At 37.0% G+C, this 21,842-nt stretch carries 19 protein-coding genes, 1 tRNA gene and 1 pseudogene; 10 read left to right on the forward strand and 11 right to left on the reverse strand.

All coding sequences use genetic code 11. From position 1 onward, the window contains the following. Positions 1–20: 20 nt before the first annotated feature. Complete coding sequence (locus tag H4J76_RS15040; RefSeq protein ID WP_182215181.1) at positions 21–1,265, reverse strand: NupC/NupG family nucleoside CNT transporter; 1,245 nt, start codon at positions 1,263–1,265, stop codon at positions 21–23. A gap of 43 nt (positions 1,266–1,308) precedes the next feature. After that, a complete protein-coding gene (udk, locus tag H4J76_RS15045; protein ID WP_070373568.1) occupies positions 1,309–1,959 on the reverse strand; it encodes a uridine kinase in 651 nt (216 codons plus the stop codon). A 256-nt stretch (positions 1,960–2,215) separates the two neighbouring features. On the opposite strand from udk, the gene H4J76_RS15050 reads away from it, so the two are divergent. Continuing rightward, positions 2,216–3,436, forward strand: coding sequence for a phosphopentomutase (locus H4J76_RS15050; protein WP_182215179.1), 1,221 nt, complete (start codon positions 2,216–2,218; stop codon positions 3,434–3,436). Between the two features lie 110 nt (positions 3,437–3,546). Here H4J76_RS15050 and deoD read toward each other — a convergent pair whose 3' ends face one another. The 3 genes from deoD to H4J76_RS15065 all read right to left on the reverse strand — a co-directional run bounded on the left by deoD (position 3,547) and on the right by H4J76_RS15065 (position 6,499). Continuing rightward, positions 3,547–4,251, reverse strand: coding sequence for a purine-nucleoside phosphorylase (gene deoD / locus H4J76_RS15055; RefSeq protein ID WP_146800086.1), 705 nt, complete (start codon positions 4,249–4,251; stop codon positions 3,547–3,549). A 249-nt stretch (positions 4,252–4,500) separates the two neighbouring features. Beyond that, on the reverse strand, positions 4,501–5,496 hold the full coding sequence (gene add, locus H4J76_RS15060) for an adenosine deaminase (RefSeq protein WP_182230900.1): 996 nt from the start codon (positions 5,494–5,496) through the stop codon (positions 4,501–4,503). Between the two features lie 97 nt (positions 5,497–5,593). Then, positions 5,594–6,499 (reverse strand): endonuclease/exonuclease/phosphatase family protein, encoded by a 906-nt coding sequence (locus tag H4J76_RS15065; RefSeq protein ID WP_182221940.1) that lies wholly within the window; start codon positions 6,497–6,499, stop codon positions 5,594–5,596. 144 nt (positions 6,500–6,643) lie between these two features. Here H4J76_RS15065 and H4J76_RS15070 point away from each other — a divergent pair, with 144 nt between their 5' ends. The 3 genes from H4J76_RS15070 to H4J76_RS15080 all read left to right on the forward strand — a co-directional run bounded on the left by H4J76_RS15070 (position 6,644) and on the right by H4J76_RS15080 (position 10,829). Continuing rightward, the gene (locus H4J76_RS15070) at positions 6,644–7,201 is read left to right on the forward strand and encodes a phosphoribosyltransferase (protein WP_146800083.1); all 558 of its coding nucleotides are present in this window, start codon (positions 6,644–6,646) and stop codon (positions 7,199–7,201) included. An 18-nt stretch (positions 7,202–7,219) separates the two neighbouring features. Continuing rightward, on the forward strand, positions 7,220–8,326 hold the full coding sequence (locus H4J76_RS15075; protein WP_182230901.1) for a hypothetical protein: 1,107 nt from the start codon (positions 7,220–7,222) through the stop codon (positions 8,324–8,326). 271 nt (positions 8,327–8,597) lie between these two features. Beyond that, a complete protein-coding gene (locus H4J76_RS15080; protein ID WP_182230902.1) occupies positions 8,598–10,829 on the forward strand; it encodes an NADP-dependent isocitrate dehydrogenase in 2,232 nt (743 codons plus the stop codon). Positions 10,830–10,921: 92 nt separating this feature from the next. Here H4J76_RS15080 and H4J76_RS15085 read toward each other — a convergent pair whose 3' ends face one another. Then, a complete protein-coding gene (locus tag H4J76_RS15085) occupies positions 10,922–11,158 on the reverse strand; it encodes an RNA-binding protein (protein ID WP_070373576.1) in 237 nt (78 codons plus the stop codon). A 309-nt stretch (positions 11,159–11,467) separates the two neighbouring features. On the opposite strand from H4J76_RS15085, the gene icd reads away from it, so the two are divergent. The 3 genes and pseudogenes from icd (at position 11,468) to H4J76_RS15100 (ending at position 14,682) form a co-directional block, all read left to right on the forward strand. Further along, the gene (gene icd, locus H4J76_RS15090) at positions 11,468–12,718 is read left to right on the forward strand and encodes an NADP-dependent isocitrate dehydrogenase (protein WP_182230903.1); all 1,251 of its coding nucleotides are present in this window, start codon (positions 11,468–11,470) and stop codon (positions 12,716–12,718) included. 136 nt (positions 12,719–12,854) lie between these two features. Next, positions 12,855–13,068, forward strand: a pseudogene (locus H4J76_RS15095) (cold shock domain-containing protein); the annotation flags it as partial. 372 nt (positions 13,069–13,440) lie between these two features. Then, the gene (locus tag H4J76_RS15100) at positions 13,441–14,682 is read left to right on the forward strand and encodes a tyrosine-type recombinase/integrase (protein ID WP_182215169.1); all 1,242 of its coding nucleotides are present in this window, start codon (positions 13,441–13,443) and stop codon (positions 14,680–14,682) included. A gap of 79 nt (positions 14,683–14,761) precedes the next feature. On the opposite strand, the gene H4J76_RS15105 is transcribed toward H4J76_RS15100, so the two are convergent. Genes H4J76_RS15105 through yejK form a run of 4 tightly spaced genes read right to left on the reverse strand, consistent with a single transcriptional unit; the run spans position 14,762 to position 18,635 of the window. Continuing rightward, on the reverse strand, positions 14,762–15,592 hold the full coding sequence (locus tag H4J76_RS15105) for a M23 family metallopeptidase (RefSeq protein ID WP_182230904.1): 831 nt from the start codon (positions 15,590–15,592) through the stop codon (positions 14,762–14,764). Beyond that, entirely contained in the window at positions 15,585–16,463 is an 879-nt protein-coding gene (locus H4J76_RS15110; RefSeq protein WP_182215166.1) for a 6-carboxytetrahydropterin synthase, read from the reverse strand. The genes H4J76_RS15105 and H4J76_RS15110 overlap by 8 nt, the downstream gene beginning before the upstream one ends. 19 nt (positions 16,464–16,482) lie before the next feature. Further along, a complete protein-coding gene (gene pyrC, locus H4J76_RS15115; RefSeq protein WP_182215164.1) occupies positions 16,483–17,529 on the reverse strand; it encodes a dihydroorotase in 1,047 nt (348 codons plus the stop codon). A gap of 29 nt (positions 17,530–17,558) precedes the next feature. Then, entirely contained in the window at positions 17,559–18,635 is a 1,077-nt protein-coding gene (yejK, locus tag H4J76_RS15120; RefSeq protein WP_070373582.1) for a nucleoid-associated protein YejK, read from the reverse strand. A gap of 79 nt (positions 18,636–18,714) precedes the next feature. Between yejK and H4J76_RS15125 the strand changes: the two genes are divergently transcribed. From H4J76_RS15125 to H4J76_RS15135, 3 genes are all read left to right on the forward strand, one after another. Then, positions 18,715–18,927, forward strand: a complete 213-nt coding sequence (locus H4J76_RS15125; RefSeq protein WP_070373583.1) for a DUF1414 domain-containing protein — start codon at positions 18,715–18,717, stop codon at positions 18,925–18,927. A 64-nt stretch (positions 18,928–18,991) separates the two neighbouring features. Next, the gene (locus H4J76_RS15130) at positions 18,992–20,683 is read left to right on the forward strand and encodes a DUF3413 domain-containing protein (protein ID WP_182215162.1); all 1,692 of its coding nucleotides are present in this window, start codon (positions 18,992–18,994) and stop codon (positions 20,681–20,683) included. A 98-nt stretch (positions 20,684–20,781) separates the two neighbouring features. Next, positions 20,782–20,858, forward strand: a tRNA-Pro gene (locus H4J76_RS15135). Positions 20,859–21,211: 353 nt separating this feature from the next. Here the strand turns inward: H4J76_RS15135 and H4J76_RS15140 are convergent. Beyond that, a complete protein-coding gene (locus H4J76_RS15140; RefSeq protein ID WP_182215160.1) occupies positions 21,212–21,622 on the reverse strand; it encodes a hypothetical protein in 411 nt (136 codons plus the stop codon). Positions 21,623–21,842 lie beyond the last annotated feature (220 nt).

Raw genomic sequence — 21,842 nt, forward strand, 5'->3', positions numbered from 1 at the left:
TTTATTTTCCTATCAATTATTTATAAAGAAATGAATACGCCAGCAATAGCTGCGCTCATTAAATTAGCTAAGGTTGCCGCTAACATTGCGTGCATACCAAGGCGTGCGATATCACGTCGGCGACTAGGCGCCATTGAACCAATACCACCTAACAAAATTGCGATGGAAGATAAGTTAGCAAAGCCGCACAATGCAAAGGTGACAATGGCTTGGGTTACCGGTGAAAGTGTATCTTTAATTTCAACAAAATTAACATAAGCAAAAAATTCATTGACCACAACTTTTTGGCCGATAAAACTACCTGCTTGTAGCATTTCATTAACCGGTACACCAATAATGAAAGCGAAGGGAGCAAACACGTAGCCTAAAATAAGTTCGATGGTAATATTATCGTAGCCGAATAAACCACTAATACCGCCAACAATGGTATTGAGGAGAGCAATTAAAGCAATAAAAGCTAATAGCATCGCACCCACATTCACCGCTAGTTTTAATCCAGATGCCGCGCCAGATGCAGCAGCATCAATAACATTAGCAGGCTTTTCATCGCCTTCATCAAAGTCTATCGAGTCTTGAACAATTTTTTCAGGCTCTGTTTCAGGGCAAATAATTTTAGCCATCAGTAAGCCACCCGGTGCCGCCATAAACGACGCCGCTATTAGGTATTTAAGCTCTATGCCTAAACCCGCATAACCCGCCATAATAGAACCAGCAACAGAGGCTAAGCCACCAACCATAATGGCAAATAGTTCAGACTGAGTCATTTTAGCAATGTAAGGTCGAACAACTAAGGGGGCTTCTGTTTGACCAACAAAGATATTGGCAGTCGCTGATAGTGACTCGGGTTTACTGGTTTTTAACAGTTTTTGTAAACTACCACCAATAATTTTAATAACCCACTGCATAATGCCAAGATAATAAAGTACGGCGATTAATGAAGAAAAGAAAATAATATTAGGTAAAACACGTACAGCAAAGACAAAACCAACACCATTCTCGTACATAGCGTCTGTGCCTAAGCCACCAAAGAGGAAGTTAATACCGACCTTGGCACTATCAATAACACTTTGAACACTTGAAGTAATCGTGGTCAATACGTCTTTGCCAAAGGGGACATATAAAACAAACGCACCAAGTAATAGTTGCAGCAAAAATGCAAAACCTACCGTACGAAAATTAATGTCCTTTCTACTTTTAGAAATTCCATAGGCAATGGCTAATAAAACAAATATGCCTATTACCCCTCTAAATGCGGCAAAATCCATACATACCCCTTAATATTTTTTATTGTTATTGTTATTGTTATTGTTATTTTTGTAGTGGTAATTTTGACAGTTGACGAATTTTTGCTTTAAGTACTTCAATCGCCATTCTGTTTTTTCCGCCTCGTGTGATCACTATATCAGCCCATGCTTTAGAGGGTTCAATAAATTGATAATACATAGGTCTAACCGTTTCTAAGTATTGATTTGTTACCGACTCAACACTTCTATTTCGCTCGGTTAAATCACGTTTAATTCGTCGAACTAAACAAATATCAAGTGGCGTGTCCATGTAGACTTTTATATCAAACTGATCTCTAAGTGCTTTGTTTGAAAGCAGTAAAATACCTTCAACAAGCACAATCTTCGTTGGTGTAAATACCCGTGTTTCATTTAAACGTGTATGCGTTTTATAACAGTAAATAGGCACGTCGATAGATTTATTTTCAGTGATATTTTTTAAGTGCTCAGTTAACAAGTCATGTTCAAAGGCACTGGGATTATCATAGTTTGTTTGTTCACGTTCAGACATCGACAAATGAGATTGATCGCGATAGTAGGCGTCTTCACTTAGAATAGAAATACCGTCTTCACCTAATTCATCGATAAGTTCGTCGTGAATAGTATGCGCAAAAAGGGTTTTACCCGATGCAGAAGGACCTGTGATTGTAATGATTGTCGGTTTATTTGCGTTCAATTGTTTATGCCTGTCGATAATTCAGCTTCAGAAATGGTTTTAATCCTATCATTAGTGATAATGTGATAGTAATTAACGCTAATTTTATACTTTTACGGTTAAATGATCAAAAATACGTTACTTTATTCGCGTATATTTTAAAGCATCATTTACCCCATTTTCAAAAGATGGTAAATTAGCACAACTTGACCATGTGGTCATGTTTTATTCTGCTATTTATGAATATATATTGAAAAAAGATCATAAAGGAAATGCTATGGCCCGCGCAATAGTTTTAGTAATAGACAGTTTTGGTATCGGTTACTCTGCTGATGCAGCTGAGTTTGGTGATGTAGGTGCAAATACCCTTGCTAACCTCGCTAAAGCATATTATGCAGAGACAGGCAAAGCGATAAACTTACCTAATTTGGCAAGTTTAGGCTTATTTAAAGCTTGCCATGAGGCGTCAAATACCGATTTTCCACAGCAAGGCGGTGAACCTCAAAAAGGGGCTTATGGCTACGCACAAGAGATAAGCACAGGTAAAGATACCCCAAGTGGTCATTGGGAAATGGCAGGTGTGCCGGTTCTCTTTGACTGGGGATATTTCACCAATAAAGAAGAAGCCTTTCCGGTTGACCTAATAGATAAAGTTAACAAAGCCACTGGCTTTAGCGATATGCTAGGCAATTGTCATGCCTCAGGTACGGTTATCTTAGAAAAGTTAGGACAAGAGCATATCAAAACTGGCTTACCTATTTGTTATACCTCAGCAGATAGTGTTTTTCAGGTTGCCGCACATGAAGAACATTTTGGTCTAGACAATCTTTATAAGTATTGCGAAACAGTTAGAGCAGAACTTGAAGGCCTTAATATAGGGCGAGTTATTGCCAGACCTTTTATCGGTGACAACCCAGACAATTTTTCTCGAACAGGTAACCGCCGCGATTATTCGGTATTACCACCAGCACCAACCGTGCTAGATAAAATTTTTGATGCCGGTACGCATGTGATCAGTGTTGGTAAAATTGCTGACATTTTTGCCCATCAAGGTATTAGCGAAAAAACCAAAGCGACGGGCTTAGATGCTTTACTTGATGCCAGTATTAAACATCTTAATAGTGCAGCAGATAATTCATTAATATTTACTAATTTGGTTAATTTCGACCAAGATTTTGGCCATAGACGTAACCCGGTCGGCTATGCACAAGAACTTGAAGCCTTCGATCTACGTATCCCTGAAGTACTCAATGCGATGACCGATAACGATGTGCTGTTTTTAACCGCTGACCATGGATGTGATCCAACGTGGCCAGGTAGCGACCATACCCGTGAGTATGTGCCAGTATTGGCTTATCATCACAATATTGCTTCGGTAAATTTAGGTAAACGAACAACCTTTGCTGATTTAGGGCAAACCATAGCTGAAATGTTTAATGTTGATAAAATGGATTACGGCACCAGCTTTCTGACTGAGCTTAACTTTAACAATAAGTAGCGATGTGGCTTTGATTAAAAAGCTGTTATTCGTGTAAATAATGATTATAAAAAAAGGGGTTAGCAAAAATGCTAACCCCTTTTTTATATTCAGAATGAACGAATATAACGTTATAGAATACTTTCTAAGGTTAATTCCATCATGTCTTTAAAGGTGGTTTCGCGCTCATCTGCGGTAGTTTGTTCACCGGTTTTAATATGATCGCTCACGGTTAATACCGTTAAAGCTTTTTTACCGTATTCTGCTGCAACGCCATAAAGGCCAGCAGCTTCCATTTCTACCGCTAAAATTCCATACTTTTCCATGGTGGCAAACATTTCAGGCTGCGGAGTATAAAATAAATCCGCCGTAAAAATATTACCAACGCGCACAGGTTTATTTAAACGTTCAGCCGTATCTACAACACTCTTTAACAATGAAAAGTCTGCACATGCGGCAAAATCAACGCCATGAAAACGCTGTCTGTTAACGTTAGAGTCGGTACTTGCTGCCATACCAATAACAATATCACGTACTTTAATGTCATCACGAACAGCGCCACAAGAACCAATACGAATAATACTTTCAACGCCGTAGTCTTTGTATAATTCAGTCGCGTATATTGAAACGCTAGGGATCCCCATTCCAGAACCCATTACTGAGATAGGCTTGCCTTTATAGGTGCCCGTGTAGCCAAACATGTTTCGAACACGTGTAACGCATTTAACATTTTCTAAGAAATTATCGGCAATATATTTAGCGCGAAGTGGGTCGCCCGGCATTAATACAGTTTTTGCAAAGTCGCCTGCTTGAGCTTCAATATGTGGAGTTGGCATAAGAGTTATCCTTTAGTTTTTAAGTGTAACTCAGTAAGTTTCTAGCCAGACTTGATGGGATCAAACTGCTATCAAGGGTTTTTTACTGAAAAAAATGTTTATGGCGACTATTTAAAAGTCGCCTAAAAGTTAATATGGGTATAATAATACTAAGTACTGTAACGATCAATTACCTATTAATCATTAAGGTTAACAACAACCAATAAAATTTATAATCGCAGTGTGATTGATAGCAATATTATCTTTACCCTATAGTTTTAATTGGCGTAATGTTTGTTTTTCATCATGGCTTAAAAAACTCATTTCAATGGCATTGCTTTGTAATTGCGTTATTTGTGCTTCACTGAGTTTAAGTAAGTTACTGGCAAGGTTAAATTCATCTTCAAGCTCAATATTCTCAACTGCAGGGTCATCGGTATTTAAACAAACATTAAGGCCATTTGCTAAAAAAGTTTTTACTGGGTGCTGACTTAAATCTTTTATCGTACCTGTTTGATAATTTGACGTCAGGCAAGACTCAAGACCAATGTTATGTTTAAGCATGTAGTCCATTAGCTTTTGATCTTTTACACAAGCGACACCATGACCAATTCTAGTCGCTCCCAATTTTTCTATAGCATGCCAAACGCTTTCTGGTCCAGCCGCTTCACCCGCATGCACGGTTACTTGCAAACCCGCATGTGATGCTTTCTTAAAGTGACTTTCAAAAAGGCTACCAGGAAAATTATATTCGTCTCCCGCTAAATCAAGTGCAACAATATTATCTTTATTGGCTAAAAGGGCGTTGAGCTCAGTTTCACAATTGTCTACTCCAAAAGTACGGCTCAAAATACCAATTAAATTTATTTTGGTCGGATACTTTTTACGGCCTTGGTTAACGCCTTCAATAATCGCTTCCACAACACCTTCAATAGGGAGTTTATGGGTCATTGCCATATAAAAAGGTGAAAAACGTAATTCGGCATAATCAATATTAGCCAGATAAGCATCTTCAACATTTTCATAACCGATGCGAATAACATCATCTAATGAAGAGAGTACTTGCACGCCCCAATCTAACTTCTTTAAAAAAGCGAGTAGGTCGGCTTCATTGTCCGTAATTTTAATATGAGGTAAAAAGTCTTCGAAATTAGTTTCAGGTAAAGCAATATTATTTTTCTGAGCTAATTGCCAAACAGTTTTAGGTCGAATGTTTCCGTCTAAATGTCGGTGAAGGTCTATAAGTGGCAGTTGCTTGTTATACATGTGGGTCTATTGTCCTGATAATATAAAGTGTTGCTAGTTATCACTAGCAACGGTTTATGTCTGTGGTCTATTCTAGCTCAAAATCCTTATTAAATGTTTAAAGCTGTACTTTAACCGAAATAGGGCAATGGTCTGTTAATGTATTAGCAAGCTCGCGAGTATATTTTTCTTTGAAAACTAATTGTTCAAAAGAGTTTTCGATATACATGTTTTTAGCGCTAGGGTTAAAAACAATATGGTCGATATAATCTTTGTAGTAACCGCCCCAACAAGCAGACTCTTTAGTCATTGTTGGTGTCCAAAGCGCTTCATTGCCTTCATCGTCAAGTGCTTGCCATAAACCTTGGTCTTCGGCATATTGATGACTTACATCTTGTGAGAACCTGCGGTTAAAATCGCCAAGTACAATAAAGGCTTCATTATCTTTAGCTCGTTCATCTACCCAACGTTCAAGTGGGTCTATTTGCATACTTAATGTAGTGCAGGCTTCTTTTAGTCTTAATTCTTTATCTGTACTACTTGGCATCGCTGCAAGATATTTGCTATCAAGTGGCAAAGCAAAACAACCAGACTTTAAATGTACAGCAAGTAACCTGATTTGTTTACCATCTCGAGATAAGGTTAAGTCCATACCATGTCTGACACGGGTAACATTTAATGCTTTATATTCTTTGGCAACCACTGTTAAACCCGCTGATTTTTTAACGGCAACACCAACACGCTGTACCCAGTCTTTAGTTGAAAAATAAAAATCGTATTCGTTACCAAAGACCATTTTTGCCCAATTTTCATCTTCAACTTCTTGTAAAGCAATCACATCGGCATCAAGTTGTTTAGCATAGACGGCTAATTGCTGATAATCATCTGATTTTCGTTTATTATACTCATGAGAACCTAACCAAGCGATATTCCATGAAGCTACTTTTAGTTCTTGAGAGTAACTTGGTGAAACATACATTAAGCTAAATAGTAAACTAGCAGTTGTTAATATTGTTTTTTGCATTAATACTTCTCTTAGTTAAACTCAAGTTTTTTGAGTACAGGTAAATAATAAACGTTAATTCACTGAATAATTTACTTAACCATTCGGTCAAGAATTGATATAATTCGCCACATTACACTACTTTTACAGTAAGAAACAACCACTATGAATAAAAAATTTATCACCGCACAAGAATTACTAGAAGATTCTTTTAGACTGGCCGCAAAAGTCTTTGAAGATGGTTTTCGTCCACAATTTATCATAGGCATATGGCGTGGTGGAGCACCTGTTGGTATTGCTGTTCAGGAGTATTTTGATTTTAAAAATATTGAAACAGATCATATCGCTGTCCGTACTTCTTCTTACTACGGCATTAACCAACAAAGTAAAGAAATCAAAGTGCATGGTTTGCATTACATTATCGAAAATGCCAATGCAACTGATGGCTTATTAATTGTTGATGATGTTTTTGATTCAGGCCGCAGTATTGATGCATTAATAAAACAACTTAAAAAATTAGCGCGTAATAATATGCCAACAGATGTTCGCATTGCTTGTCCTTGGTATAAGCCAACCAATAACGTGGTTGATATCAAACCAGACTACTATGTTCACGAGTCTGATGAATGGTTGGTATTTCCACATGAATTGTCAGGATTAACACAAGAAGAAATTGCTGAAGGCAAATCTGACCTTACCAATATATTACACCTTTTAAAATAATTACAGGTTGAGTTGTTAATGAAGCTGCTACCCTTTATAGCTATCTATCTCTCTGCTTTTACTGTACTTGCTGATGATAACATTCATCAGCAAGTGACTTTAAAGGGAAAGTGGCTGGTAGAAGCTGATCAGCAAGTTATGTTCGATCCACAAACCTCCGCGTTAAAGCTATGGCGCGGAAAGTTACTGACGCTCTCTGATGGTTCAGCTGATAAGTCTCAGCAGAAACAATTACATATTATTGAGCCCACGAGTGGATTAGTAGAAGAAAAATCAATGCTCATGACCCTGTCTAGCCAGGTAAAGTCCAGCTGCTTTTCCTCGTATCTAGCAGGTGAGCCTGATTTTGAAGCTTTAGCGGTTGACCCTAACAATGATAAAGTTTTCATTATAGTGACCGAAGATGCCCGTAATGGCGATGAACTTTCATCGGCATGTCAGCAGCGCTTTCAAAATACCGGTTCGACAACATACCCCACACTTATTGTGAGATTAGCGCTTGATGATAATAATATATTATCAATGACGCATGTTAGACCCTTACAATTTGACGCAAGTTATAACGTGGGTGACTTTTCTAATGATGGTATCGAGGGACTAGCTTTTGGTCAGGACAACACTTTATACCTTGGTTTAGAAAAAGACAGTCAGGGTTTGGCGCGTATTTTTTCGTTGGTATTAGGCGAAAACTTTTGGGCGACTGATGAATTTGCTCCGGTAATTGATACTGAAGTTCTATTACCGACATTTAGTCAGGGTGGGCACCCTATAAACGGTATGGACTATCTTTCGAAGGATAATCACCCTGGTTATATCGTTGCTGCAGCTAGGAATGATGATCAATTATGGATTATCGATTTGGCAAAGAAACAACCAACAAAAATTATTGCTATGAGTTTTTTAGCGCCAGTGAGTGCTGAAAATAATGAATGCAGTGATTGGGAGCCTATCGGTAACACCTCATTAGAAGGCGTTGCAGTAGCGAAAAATAAAATTTGGCTAATCAATGATCCATGGAAAGCGCATTATATAGAGAATGCAAAGTGTCCGTCAAATGATGAAAAATACAAATCTTTTTCGCCTTTATTGTTTTCATTAACAATTGACAAAGGTTGGTTAGAATAAATAATGGCTATATATACAACATAGTTATTTGTAATTATAGCCATATTGTTTACGAAGCTTACTTGAAGGTTTATAATACTCAGGTTAACCAGTGGTACAGCCACTGGTTTTTTATGTCTGTACTTAGTCAGGCACATAGATCGCGAATAAATAGTCATAAATTTTTAATACGCTTTAGCGTTCTCGCGGAATAATTAATAGTAATAGAGTGATGAATAACGCCAACAGGTGGTATTTTCACTTTATTAGGCAATTAGCAATAGGAAAGTAAATGAGCTCAGATTCAACAAAAATAATTTATACGATTACCGATGAAGCGCCTGCATTGGCGACTCACTCTTTATTACCAATTATTCAGGCATTTACGGCTTCTTCAGGTATTAACGTTGAAACGCGTGATATTTCACTTGCGGCACGTGTATTAGCAAACTTTCCAAAATACTTAACAGCAGAACAACGTGTTAGTGATGCTTTATCTGAATTAGGCATGTTAGCTAAAACACCAGAAGCTAACATCATTAAATTACCTAATGTTTCAGCTTCAATACCACAGCTAGAAGCCGTTATTAAAGAGCTTCAAGCTAAAGGTTATAACTTACCAAACTATCCAGCTGAACCACAAAATGAAGCTGAGCAATCTATTAAGCTTACTTACGCAAAAGTTTTAGGCTCTGCGGTTAATCCTGTTCTACGTGAAGGTAACTCAGACCGTCGTGCGCCTAGCTCGGTTAAACAATATGCACGCAAAAATCCACATTCTATGGGTGCTTGGTCAAAAGATTCTAAATCACACGTTGCTCATATGTCAGCGGGTGACTTTTACGGTAGTGAAAAATCAACCACTATTAATGGCGAAACCAATGTAAAGATTGAATTCGTTAGCGAAAATGGTGCGGTCACTTTATTAAAAGAGCACTTACCGTTATTAGACAAAGAAATTATCGATGCGGCAGTAATGAGCAAAGCGGCATTAATTGAATTCTATGAAACACAAACAGCTAAAGCTAAAGAAGAGGGCGTTTTACTTTCTCTTCACTTAAAAGCAACCATGATGAAAGTTTCAGATCCAATCATGTTCGGCTATGCAGTAAAAGTTTTCTATAAAGATGTTTTTGACAAACATGCTGCTATTTTCGAACAACTTGGTGTAGATGCCGATAATGGTATTGGCGATGTTTATGCAAAAACATCTCGTTTACCAAGCGAAAAACAAAAAGAAATTGAAGCCGATTTAGCCGCTGTTTATACCACACGTCCAGAAGTTGCGATGGTTGATTCAGACAAAGGTATTACTAATTTTCATGTACCAAGCGATGTAATTATTGATGCTTCAATGCCTGCGGCTTTAAGAGCTTCTGGTATGATGTGGGATCGTGATGGCAATCAAAAAGATACTAAGTTTATGATCCCTGATCGTAACTACGCCGGTGTTTTTTCAGCGGTTGTCGATTTTTGTCGTGAAAATGGTGCATTCAACCCAACAACAATGGGTACAGTGCCAAACGTAGGTCTAATGGCGCAAAAAGCTGAAGAATACGGTTCACATGACAAAACATTTACCATGACAGGTAAAGGTACGGTTCGAGTAGTTAATGACAACGGCGAAACCTTGTTAGAACATAACGTTGCTCAAGGTGATATTTGGAGAATGTGTCAGGTTAAAGATGCGCCTATTCAAGATTGGGTTAAGCTTGCTGTTACACGTGCTAAAGCAACTAACGTACCGACAGTATTTTGGTTAGATGAAAATCGTGGCCATGATGCAGAGATGATTAAAAAGGTAAATACCTACCTAGCTGACCATGATACAACAGGTTTAGATATTCAGATTTTAGAACCCGTTAAAGCTTGTGAGTTTACTTTAGCGCGTACTGCTAATAGTGAAGATACTATTTCAGTAACTGGTAACGTTTTACGTGATTACTTAACTGATTTATTTCCAATTTTAGAATTAGGCACCAGCGCTAAAATGCTTTCAATTGTGCCACTAATGAATGGCGGCGGATTATTTGAAACAGGCGCGGGTGGTTCAGCACCTAAGCATGTTCAACAATTTGAAAAAGAAAACCATTTACGTTGGGATTCTTTGGGTGAATTTTTAGCCCTTGCTGCTTCTTTAGAACATGTAAGCGTTCATACCAAGAATAACAAAGCGCAAGTACTTGCTGATACGCTAGATTCAGCAACAGGTAAGTTCCTCGATGAAAACAAATCGCCTTCACGTAGAGTGGGTGAATTAGATAACCGTGGTAGCCATTTTTATCTTGCTATGTACTGGGCACAAGCACTTGCTGAACAAACAAATGATGAAGAGTTAAAAGCGAGTTTTACTGCTATTGCTCAAGCATTAACTAAGCAAGAAGCTAAAATTATTGCTGAATTAAATGCCGCTCAAGGTCCTTCAATGAACATCAACGGTTATTATTATGCTGATGTTGACCTAGCGCGTAAAGCGATGCGTCCAAGCGAAACGTTTAATACTATATTGTCTAGCTTACTGTAACGTAACATTCGTTAAGTTATAAAGATAAAAAAGGCTGAGTATCTTAATTGATACTCAGCCTTTTTATTGAATGCTAATAATGATAATTAGTCTTACTTAGATATTTTCACTCTAATTCTATTACTACCAATTCTAGTTTCGTGCAGTGCTTTAATCGCTTTTTTAGCTTCTGCTTCATTAGGCATTGCCACAAACGCGAAACCTTTAGATTTTCCCGTTTCTTGGTCTAAAACTAAAGTACATTCGGTGACACCACCATGAGCTGAAAATAAAATCCGAATTTCTTGTTCGGTTGTAGAGCGAGATAAGTTACGTACTAATAGTTTCATCAACAATCCTAAAAAATAATATTAAAAGTAATTATCTCAAGATAGTTTACTTTCACCAAGCTATTTTATTTCATTAGCGGTTATTAATAGCTTTCAAACACATAATTTAAACGGTTGTTTAAATTATTCACCTCGGTTATAGTCAATATCATCTATTTTGTATTAGTGTTGCAGGTCTTTTTCATTTATTTTTAACATTCAAGTAAAGATAACCTATACTAAAATAAGCAGTTTTATCCATAATTCAAACAATATAGCTTTAAAGTTAATACCTGTTAACGTTATTGTGCTAAAGAAGAGGAATCATATATGTCTACGAACGTAACAATCCCGACTGAAGGTCAAGCCATTACCTGTGAAAACGGGCAGCTATGTGTCCCGAATAATCCTATTATCCCTTTTATTGAAGGTGACGGTATTGGCATCGATGTAACACCGCCAATGATAAAAGTTGTTAACGCTGCTGTTGAAAAAGCTTATAACAGTGATCGTAAGATCCACTGGATGGAAGTTTATGCCGGTGAAAAGGCAACCCAAGTTTACGATTCAGAAACATGGTTACCTGATGAAACATTAGAAATGTTTAAGCAATATAAAGTTGGTATAAAAGGGCCGTTAACTACACCTGTAGGTGGTGGCATGCGTTCATTAAACGTAGCACTTAGACAAATATTAGATCTATATGTTTGCCAACGCCCAGTACAATGGTTCACCGGTGTACCAAGCCCAGTTAAAAAACCAAGCGAAGTAGATATGGTTATTTTTCGAGAAAATTCAGAAGATATCTATGCTGGTATTGAGTATAAAGCGGGATCTGATCAAGCGAAGAAAATGATTAAGTTTTTAATCGATGAAATGGGCGCAACAAAAATTCGTTTCACCGAGAACTGTGGCATAGGTATTAAGCCAGTATCTAAAGAAGGTACCGAACGCTTAGTGAGAAAAGCCATTCAGTATGCTATTGATCACGACAGAGAGTCGGTAACTTTAGTACACAAAGGTAATATCATGAAGTATACCGAGGGTGCCTTTAAAGAATGGGGTTACCAATTAGCACGTGATGAATTTGGTGCTGACTTTATTGCGGGTGGTCCTTGGTGTTCATTTGTAAACCCAAAAACGGGTAAAGAGATCATCATTAAAGATGTTATTGCTGATGCAATGCTACAGCAAATTTTATTAAGACCCGCAGAATACAGTGTTATCGCAACATTAAATTTGAACGGTGACTATATATCTGACGCATTAGCAGCACAAGTTGGCGGCATTGGTATTGCACCAGGCGCGAACATGAATGATGATATTGCCATTTTTGAAGCAACACATGGCACAGCACCAAAATATGCGGGTTTGAACAAAGTTAATCCAGGCTCTGTTATTTTGTCAGCAGAAATGATGTTGAGACATATGGGTTGGGTTGAAGCTGCTGATTTATTACTTAAAGGTATGTCAGGTGCCATTAACGCTAAAACAGTCACTTACGATTTTGAACGTTTGATGGATGGTGCAACACTCGTTACATGTTCAGAGTTTGGTGATTGTATTATTGACCATATGTAATATTAACGTCATTAAGTTATAGTAAAGAGGATCAGTCGAACCAAATTCGACTGGTCTTTTTTAATGATAATTATTATGATATTTACCCTAGAACAAGCTTTAATAGTTTATAACCAAACGCTGTAATGGAATCGTGATGCACAAAGGACAATTAACAAGTTGGAAAGATAATAAAGGTTTTGGCTTCATTCAATCGAGTGAACTGGCTAAAGATACCTTTATTCATATATCATCATTAAAAGAGATGAGCAGAAAACCTAAAGTAGGTGATTTAATTTACTTTGAAGTAGAAAAGCAAACTAACGGTAAAAGCAAAGCCGTTAATTGTCGTATTGAAGGTGTTGAAGCTAAAGTGATACAAGAACATAAACCTCGTATTTACAGAAATACTTCAGCCGTTAAAAGTAAGCTTGTTTTATTATTAGTGCTAGTAGGTATTGGTGCTTTTGCATTTCAACGACTAGGGTTAGCGCCTTAACACTTGACGCGATAAACAACGTTCGTAATTTATCGCGTTGCTAGACGACAAGTTTATGAAAAAAATTAAAGTAGATTAAGACTAAAATAGCAGATCAGAAGTTTTTTAATCTACGAGTAATTACGGGGAGCACTTCCCTATATTCCACATAGCTCACTATGTCCGATACTCTTCAGTATTGGACATAGTACGTATAATGGTTTAGACTGCCTTTATACGTACTATCTACTTGGTTTTCAAAATAATGTTGTTAAATAAACCTGTTCCTTTATATCCACCATACATTGATTTGTGTGATTTTGATTTTGATGACTACCCAGAGTTAGATAAAATATTCTCATCAAATGAACCTTGGTGGCTTGAACAATTTGATTGGGGGAAAATCTTCCTTACTTATATAGGTAGAAATAAATCTACTCACACTTATGACCGATTTAGAAACGACGTTGAACGTTTTCTTTTGTGGTCATTTATTGAAAAGAAAAAACCAATAGACCAATTACGTAAATCAGACTTACTTGAATATGCTGACTTTTGTTGGCAGCCACCAGTTACTTGGATTGGTACATCAAATCAAGAACGTTTCAAAATATCCAATGGCTATTCCTTGGCTAATGAGCTTTGGTTCCCGTATAAAATCCAAGCACCTAAAAGTCTAAAATCTGAATACATCATTGATAAGAAAAAATATCGTCCATCACAACAAACACTTTCATCAATGTTTACCGCAATTATCGTTTTCTACAACTATTTAATGGCTGAGGATTTTTGCATTGGTAATCCTGCACAAATAGCTAAAAAAGATTGCCGACATTTTATAATAGACTCTCAAGTTAAAGAAGTTAAACGTTTAACCGCTAGCCAATGGCAATATGTTTTAGATACAGCCATTGAAATGGCTGATGAAAACCCACTATTTGAACGAAATTTATTTGTTATATCTGCATTAAAAACCCTTTTTTTAAGAATTTCCGAACTATCAGAACGTGAAAATTGGTCACCTACAATGGGACACTTTTGGCAAGATGATGATGAAAATTGGTGGCTTAAAGTCTTTGGAAAAAGCCGTAAATTGCGTGACATCACGGTTCCTCTTGATTTCTTACCTTTTTTAGAGCGTTACCGCTCTTCCCGAGGTTTATTAGGTTTGCCATCAAGTAATGAAAATTCAATTCTTGTTGAGAAAGTTCGTGGCCAAGGTGGTATGACATCTCGACATTTACGCCGTTTAGTTCAAAGTGTTTTTGATCAAGCACATGAAAATATGCGTAGATCCGAAGGTGAAAATAAGGCATTAAAATTGAAAGAAGCTTCTGCCCATTGGTTAAGGCATACCGGTGCAAGTATGGAAATTGAACGTGGGCGCCCTCTTAAAGATATTTCAGAAGATCTGGGCCATGCAAGCATGGCAACAACCGATACGGTATATGTTCAAAGTGAAAATAAGAAACGTGCTGAAAGTGGTAAAAAACGACGGGTTAATTAATCCTACACTCATTTATTTGTATAACTTACTACTGACTTAATAAATGAATGTAGACCTTAATATATAGCGTTAATATTTTCTATTTAATGGCAACAGCTCTTAACGCTAATGCGGGATCTAAGCGCATATTGAACCAATTAATACGCCAATCTAAATGAGGACCTGTAGTTCTGCCACTAGAGCCAACGGCAGCAACAACTTGTCCTTTTTTAACTTCGTCACCGGTTTTAACGTAAGATTTACTTAAATGTAAAAAACTAGAAGTAATACCATGACCGTGATCAATTATCATAGTGCCACCTGAATAAAACATATCAGGTACGAACATTACCACAGTGCCCGCTGCGGGAGCTTTGACTGGATCGCCGGTTTTTCCTGCGTAATCTAAACCATAATGTGGACGTTTAGGCACACCATTAAAAACCCGTTGGCTACCATAAACACCAGTAATAATACCTGTTATTGGTGCAATAAATCCGTTAGCAAAATCAGTTTTAGTACTTAAGGTTTTTCTGGCTGCACTCACTTGCGCGCCATCTTGCTTAGAACGAGTAATAGCTTTCGGATTTGGGTTCATTATTTTTTTGGCAATACCTTCAATACGCTGTATATCGTATTGACGCTTTGCCGGTGTTAAAGACTTTAATTCTTTTTCACCATTTGGCTGAGTGATCACTAATTGATGTGTTTTCTCATCATCGGGGCTAAATCCAAAAACGTAATCGCCATATGCAGATAAAGGCAGCACTTTCCCATCAAAAGTAACAACATTATTATTAGCTGTTTTACCTATGACTAAAGCGCCCTGCTTTATTTCTCCCGAAAGCTTAATATCAGCAAACGTATGCGGACTAAAAAAAACACCGACTAAACAAAAGGTTATAAGCTTAATTTTTTTAGTATTAAGCATTTGCAATAGCGCCTTTACCAACACCTTCAAAGGCAACAACCGTTACATCACTTTGATTATCAGCAACTAATTGTCTGGCAATAAAGTCGGCTAAAAGCTCAACGGTTGAGTCACAATCGACAACGTCTAATACCTTATTCTCAACCGCTATGTCAAAGCGACCTTGTGGCGCGGTATAAGAAAAGAAATGGTGATCGGGCGTCAAATTATGTTGAGCAAAATTTGACAGTTCAATATCTGCTTTTGCAACACGGTCAACATCTGAAGCAATATAAATATCTTGCCAACGTAAGCACCAAGCTTTTTCTAATGCAGCTACCCGTTGACCTTTTTGTAAGATATGAATAGTAGAACGGTGACCATGGGCAATACGCTGACAATTTCCGTCATGTAATTTTAAACCATGGGTGTAGTGGTAAAAATCGCCACTTATATTCTCTGGTCGAAGGGTTAGCTTAAGACCTTGAACATTTTGTGGTAATTGCTCAAGAATTATTGCGGTTAAATGCTCAGTAACAGATGCTACATCAATCGTATCGCTAGTAATTTTAGCAAAAGCACATTTTGGTGACTGTAAATAGTAACTGGCTCGCTCACTAATAAAATCAACATATTCATGGTTTTCCTGATGTAATGAATCAGAAACAGTAATACATTCGTTTTTCATCGGTAATAATAATTTATGATCAACAGCATCATCTATAATTGCTTTAATTTGCTTTTTAACCACAGCAAAGTCAAGCACCATGCTCATTTCATTGAGAGCACCATCAAGGAGTACATCAACGATCCAACTCTCGCCGACAATGCCACGTTCCTGGCAACAGTATGAAAAATCAATGACCGTTAAATCATTTACAAATAATTGCATTATTACTTCCTATTTAAATCTAGTCTTTTACTTGCCAAGCAATAGTATCGTTAGCACGGATTGGCACAACAACATCATGACCAAACGACATCGTCGCTGGTACATGCCATTGGGCTTTTTCTAAAGTTATTTTATCGTTATTAACGGGTAAATTATAAAATGCTGGCCCATGTAAACTCGCAAAGCCCTCTAATTTATCCAAGGCCCCTGCTGCTTCAAATGCTTCAGCATAAAGCTCAATTGCAGCATGTGCCGTATAAGATCCCGCACAGCCACAAGCAGATTCTTTGGCATGTTGTGGGTGAGGAGCAGAATCAGTGCCTAAGAAAAATTTACGACTGCCTCCAGTTGCTGCAGCAATTAATGCTTGTTGATGAATGTTACGTTTCAAAATAGGTAGACAGTAGTAATGAGGTTTAATTCCGCCAACTAACATATCGTTACGATTAAATAATAAATGGTGAACGGTAATTGTCGCCGCAACGTTATCACCTGCTTGCTCAACAAATTCAACCGCATTTTTAGTGGTTATATGTTCTAAAACTATTTTTAATTCCGTATATTTTGCTACTAAGGGCGTTAAAATAGTTTCAATAAATATCGCTTCACGATCAAATATATCAATATGGCTGTCAGTCACTTCGCCGTGGATCAATAAAAGCATGCCCACTTCTTGCATTGCTGTAAGTACATCAGCGATGTTATCAACACTCGTCACACCAGAAGAAGAGTTTGTCGTTGCCCCAGCAGGATACAACTTAGCAGCAAAAACAAGACCCGTTGCTTTAGCGTCGTATATTTCTTGTACGGTGGTTTTATCAGTTAAATAAAGCACCATTAATGGTTGAAATGGCGTACTTTGTTTTGAGCCGTTTACATTAGCAGCCATAATGCGTTGATGATATTGCGTCGCTAATTCAGCATTGGTAACTGGAGGAACTAAGTTTGGCATAATAATAGCGCGGCCAAAGTAACGGCTAGTATCTGGAACTGTGGTCGTTAAAGCATCGCCATCGCGTAAATGTACATGCCAATCGTCTGGGCGAGTAATGGTTAATGTTGTCATTTTTATACCTATAAATTAGTTAACTAAGTTTAAAATTCTGTATTTTCAGATTGATGAGCGTCTTGCTCTTTCTTATCAGCCGTTTGCAATAACGCTAATAATTGATCTTTTAAATTTGGTGGTACTTTATAAATAGTAATACTTTCATTTGCCGCATTGTAAACAACGTCTTCGCCAAAGTGACTGCGTTCAAAGCTCAAGCTGATCCCGTTACCATACCCTGAGTACTTAGTGACCTTATTAACAACCGTTTGATCATGTGGAAAAGATTCTTCCAACGGATAAGATTGCTCTTGGCAAAATTGGTGAAAATCTTGAGTGGCGCCCTCTTGCTTGATCACTTGCCCTATTTCTTGAATGGAGACATCCTGAGCAGCACTTTTTTGTTCTTTACAGTAACTCAATAATTCTTTGCGAGTATTCTGTTTTTCTGTCGCATCAAGTTGATTAACAGCAACATAATCTTCAACGGCCTGCACTAACGTTTGTGTTTGTTCTTTGGAATTTAAGCCTTCTTCACAACCTAAAAAGTCTAAAAAGAAATCAGAAACAACACGACCCGCTCTACCTTTGATAAACGAAACATACTTATTACCTTGCTGGTTTTCTTTATAATCAAATAAATCGATACGCGCTGCTAATTGCATACGCGCGGTATCAAGGTGTTTGTCAGCAGAAATATTTAATTCGCCATCGACAGAATAATGTTCAGAAACGGGGATCACTGTAGCAAGTAAATAACGACCGCCCATGTACTCATAGTGACAAACAACTAAGTAGCCGGTTTCTGCCAGGTTATATTTTTCCAATTCATTTTTTAATAAATTAGCCGCCTGACTACTAAAAGCATAAAAACTTTGTGATTCACCTAAATAGCTTTCCATAATATCAACAAAACGAGCAGTATCTCCTGCTGCAGGCATAGTGGTAAAATGTCCGTAGGCTTTACTCGCTTTAGCATTATAGATTTTATGAAGTCCATCAACAAAATTTTCAATCTTATTGCTGATTTCGATAGATTCTGGCCCTAAACGCAGCACAACTTCACCGGTTTCTTCTTTTTTGGTTAAAAAATGTAGGGCAATGTTTGAAATAATTAAGCTCATAGTTAAAGGCCAGTTTTATATTGTTCAGGCATTTGATAAACTTGTACCAATCTATCAAATAACCTATTAAGTATTTAAGATGCCTATTGTATCCAAGTATTCGAATGAACGTGTAGAAAAAATTATCCAAGATTTACATAATGTTTTAGTTAATGAGTCTGCAACCCCTGATCTAGCGCTAATGTGCTTAGGAAATACCTTAACAGAAATTATTAATAAAAATATTCCTGAAGCAAAAAGAGCTGATATTGTAACCAATTTCACTAATGCTTTAAAAAAGTCGGTCCTATAATTACCACTATATTCATAAAATATAGAATTGATAAACTACAATAATAAGAGAATGATAATTAACTATGGTTGCATTTGATTCAAAAACGTATAGCAAGCGCCTGTTACACCTGATCAGTTGGAGCCATTGGTTCACTTTTTTTAATATAATTGCCGCCATTGGATTATCATCCTTTTATATTTTTAGTGAAGGAGGTCCCGAGACATTCCTTGGACAATTTTATTTAATCACCACGTGGTTTAGTCATATGGGTTTTTTAACCTTTATGACTTTTGTTTTAATACTATTCCCGATCACCTTAATATTTCCACATACCCGTTTTATTCGAGCAACAGCCTCTGTGGTCTTTACCCTGCAATTGTTAATATTACTGCTAGATGCTTATATATATAACAGTTTGGGTTACCATCTAAATGCTTCTTCAAGCGCACAAATTGTTGATCTAATTAGCACGCAAATACAACATAACAGCCGTATGTTTTGGTTTGTTAGTATCGTATTAACCTTGTTTATTTTAGCCTTTGAATTAATTCTGAGTAATTATGCGTGGAAACATTTAAGAGACTTACAGAAAGTCGTCTTCGCAAAATTTGTTGTTATTGGTTTAGTCTGTTCTTTTTTCTTTAGCCACTTATTACATATTTGGGCTGATGCGAACTTAGAATATGATATTTTAAGGCAAGACACAGTATTACCTTTGTCATACCCTTCGACGGCAAAAACATTACTCACCAAATACGGTATGTTTGACCGTGAAGCATACATAGAAAGAACAACAAGCCCACTAGCCTTTACCAATGCTATTCCTCAATACCCGTTGCTCAATGAAGCGTGTGTATCACAAACACCAATACAAAAATCAGTATTTATGGTGGTTAACGATGTGAGCTTAACAGATAAGCAAATCAAGCAATTCAAGCAGAGAAACACCCAAAACCAGTTAACGCTCGAACATCATATAGATAACGCCTTACACAAAAACGCGTGGTTTAACTTGTTTTACAGCTTGCCTAGTATTTACCAAGAAGGCTTGGAAGAACAAAAGGCGATCCCTTTACTCTTTCAATTATTAGACAGAAATAAGTTGGCAAGTTCTTACACAATGATCCATGACAAGATAAATAAAGAACTAGTTTCAGAATCACAAGGTTTTGAACATTTATTTAGCCAGCAAACGACACTTGATAATATTTCATCACTAGTCTTTGCTGATAAGCTTAATAGCTTACCTGTAGGCTTACATTTATTTTATTTTGCTGACAGTAATACTTACCAATTTGAATTGTTTATGGATGCTTTGCTACTAGCACAAAAAACAAAACAAACTAAAGATATTATTTGGATCACTTCCGTTGGCAATAAGACCAAGGCGACCAGTTTATCTATTAAACCTTCGTTACTTATTTTACCTGAAAGTAAAAGTAAAACAGTGAGCCATTTAACCAGTCACATGGATATTCAACCAACCCTTATACAGGAATGGTTAAACTGTGAAATTAATGAAACAACCTATAGTAATGGTAAAAATGTTCTGCGGTTATCCAAAGACCGTATTATTGCCAATACCATGGACGATGGCATGATGGTATTTAGTAAAGACAAATCGGTGTTTATTGATCAAAACGGTAATTTCCAAAGCTACTCTCGACAATTAGCGGCTCCCATAATGGTAAACTCTGATTTTCCATTAATGATTGATGGGGTTAACTTTATTAAGCAGTTTAGTAAGCAGGCAGAGAAATTGAACAATAAATAAACTAACAGATTGATTTTCTATATTTTATATTGCAATCAGTATTTAAACCATTATTATACAGGCAGTAAACAGATTAACCCTCTTAATGTTTACTGATTCGGGGTATAGCGCAGCTTGGTAGCGCGTGCGTCTGGGGGACGTGAGGTCGCAAGTTCGAATCTTGCTACTCCGACCATATTAATGAATCAAGACGTCCTAGGACGTCTTTTTTTATGCCTAAAGACCAATCTAAACGACTAATCAGCAAAATTATAACGCTTTTTACAGACCTATATTGTGTTATGAAATCCCACCGCTAATTAACACTCTAAGTAACACTATCTATTACTCATGATTATGATGTTATTTAGAAAGACCTGATTGTTTAATTACTATACTATTGATGTGTCATAGCAAAATAGCATAACCATTAGGCAATATTTAAGTTAAGGCCGCAAAAGACATAAATTATAATTTTACTGATACTTTAGGCTTACAAATGGCACCAAGAAAAGATAATGGATAAAAGAGATCACAGTATTACTTTAGCTAAGCTCTCTCTTTACCGTGATAGAAATATACAAACTTCTCAATATCGTGAACGCCTGTTCCCCACATAGGTGAGTTTAATGAAATAACAGAACCGTCCTTTGCTATTTTAATCTTTTCTCTTACATAAGTTTCAAATTCTGAAAAGTTCTCAATTTTAATGTTTTTTAATTCTTCTACAAAGTGCGCTGCTTTATACTTAACGGCTTCTCGCTCATAGTGTTTCGCACAGTTTTCAGGAATAAGAAAAAATTCTTCATCTTCATCCCAATCAAAGGCTTCCACGTAGTCAATTTCTATACTTCCTGACCCATCTTCTGAGTAACAAGCAAAGGCGACATCATAGTCTTTTGTTTCAGGCTGCTTGCTAAAGACAGACTCTAAATCGTCGATGATATGCTGAACCTTCATTTAGCTTCCTAACACCCCATTAAGAGGTTTTAATTGTTGGTTAAAAAAGTGACGAGGGAGCAAATAGTGAACTCTTACTTGTCCTTGTTAAATGGCTTATAGTTGGACCAATCCATTTATCAATCGATTAGTTTACTATATTTGATAAGTGGAATATGCCTCTGTTGGTTACGAATATTGAACGGCAAACATCCAATGTTTCTAACAAGACGTTCGAACC

This window comes from Colwellia sp. BRX9-1 (genome assembly GCF_014077195.1).
Lineage (GTDB): Bacteria > Pseudomonadota > Gammaproteobacteria > Enterobacterales > Alteromonadaceae > Colwellia_A.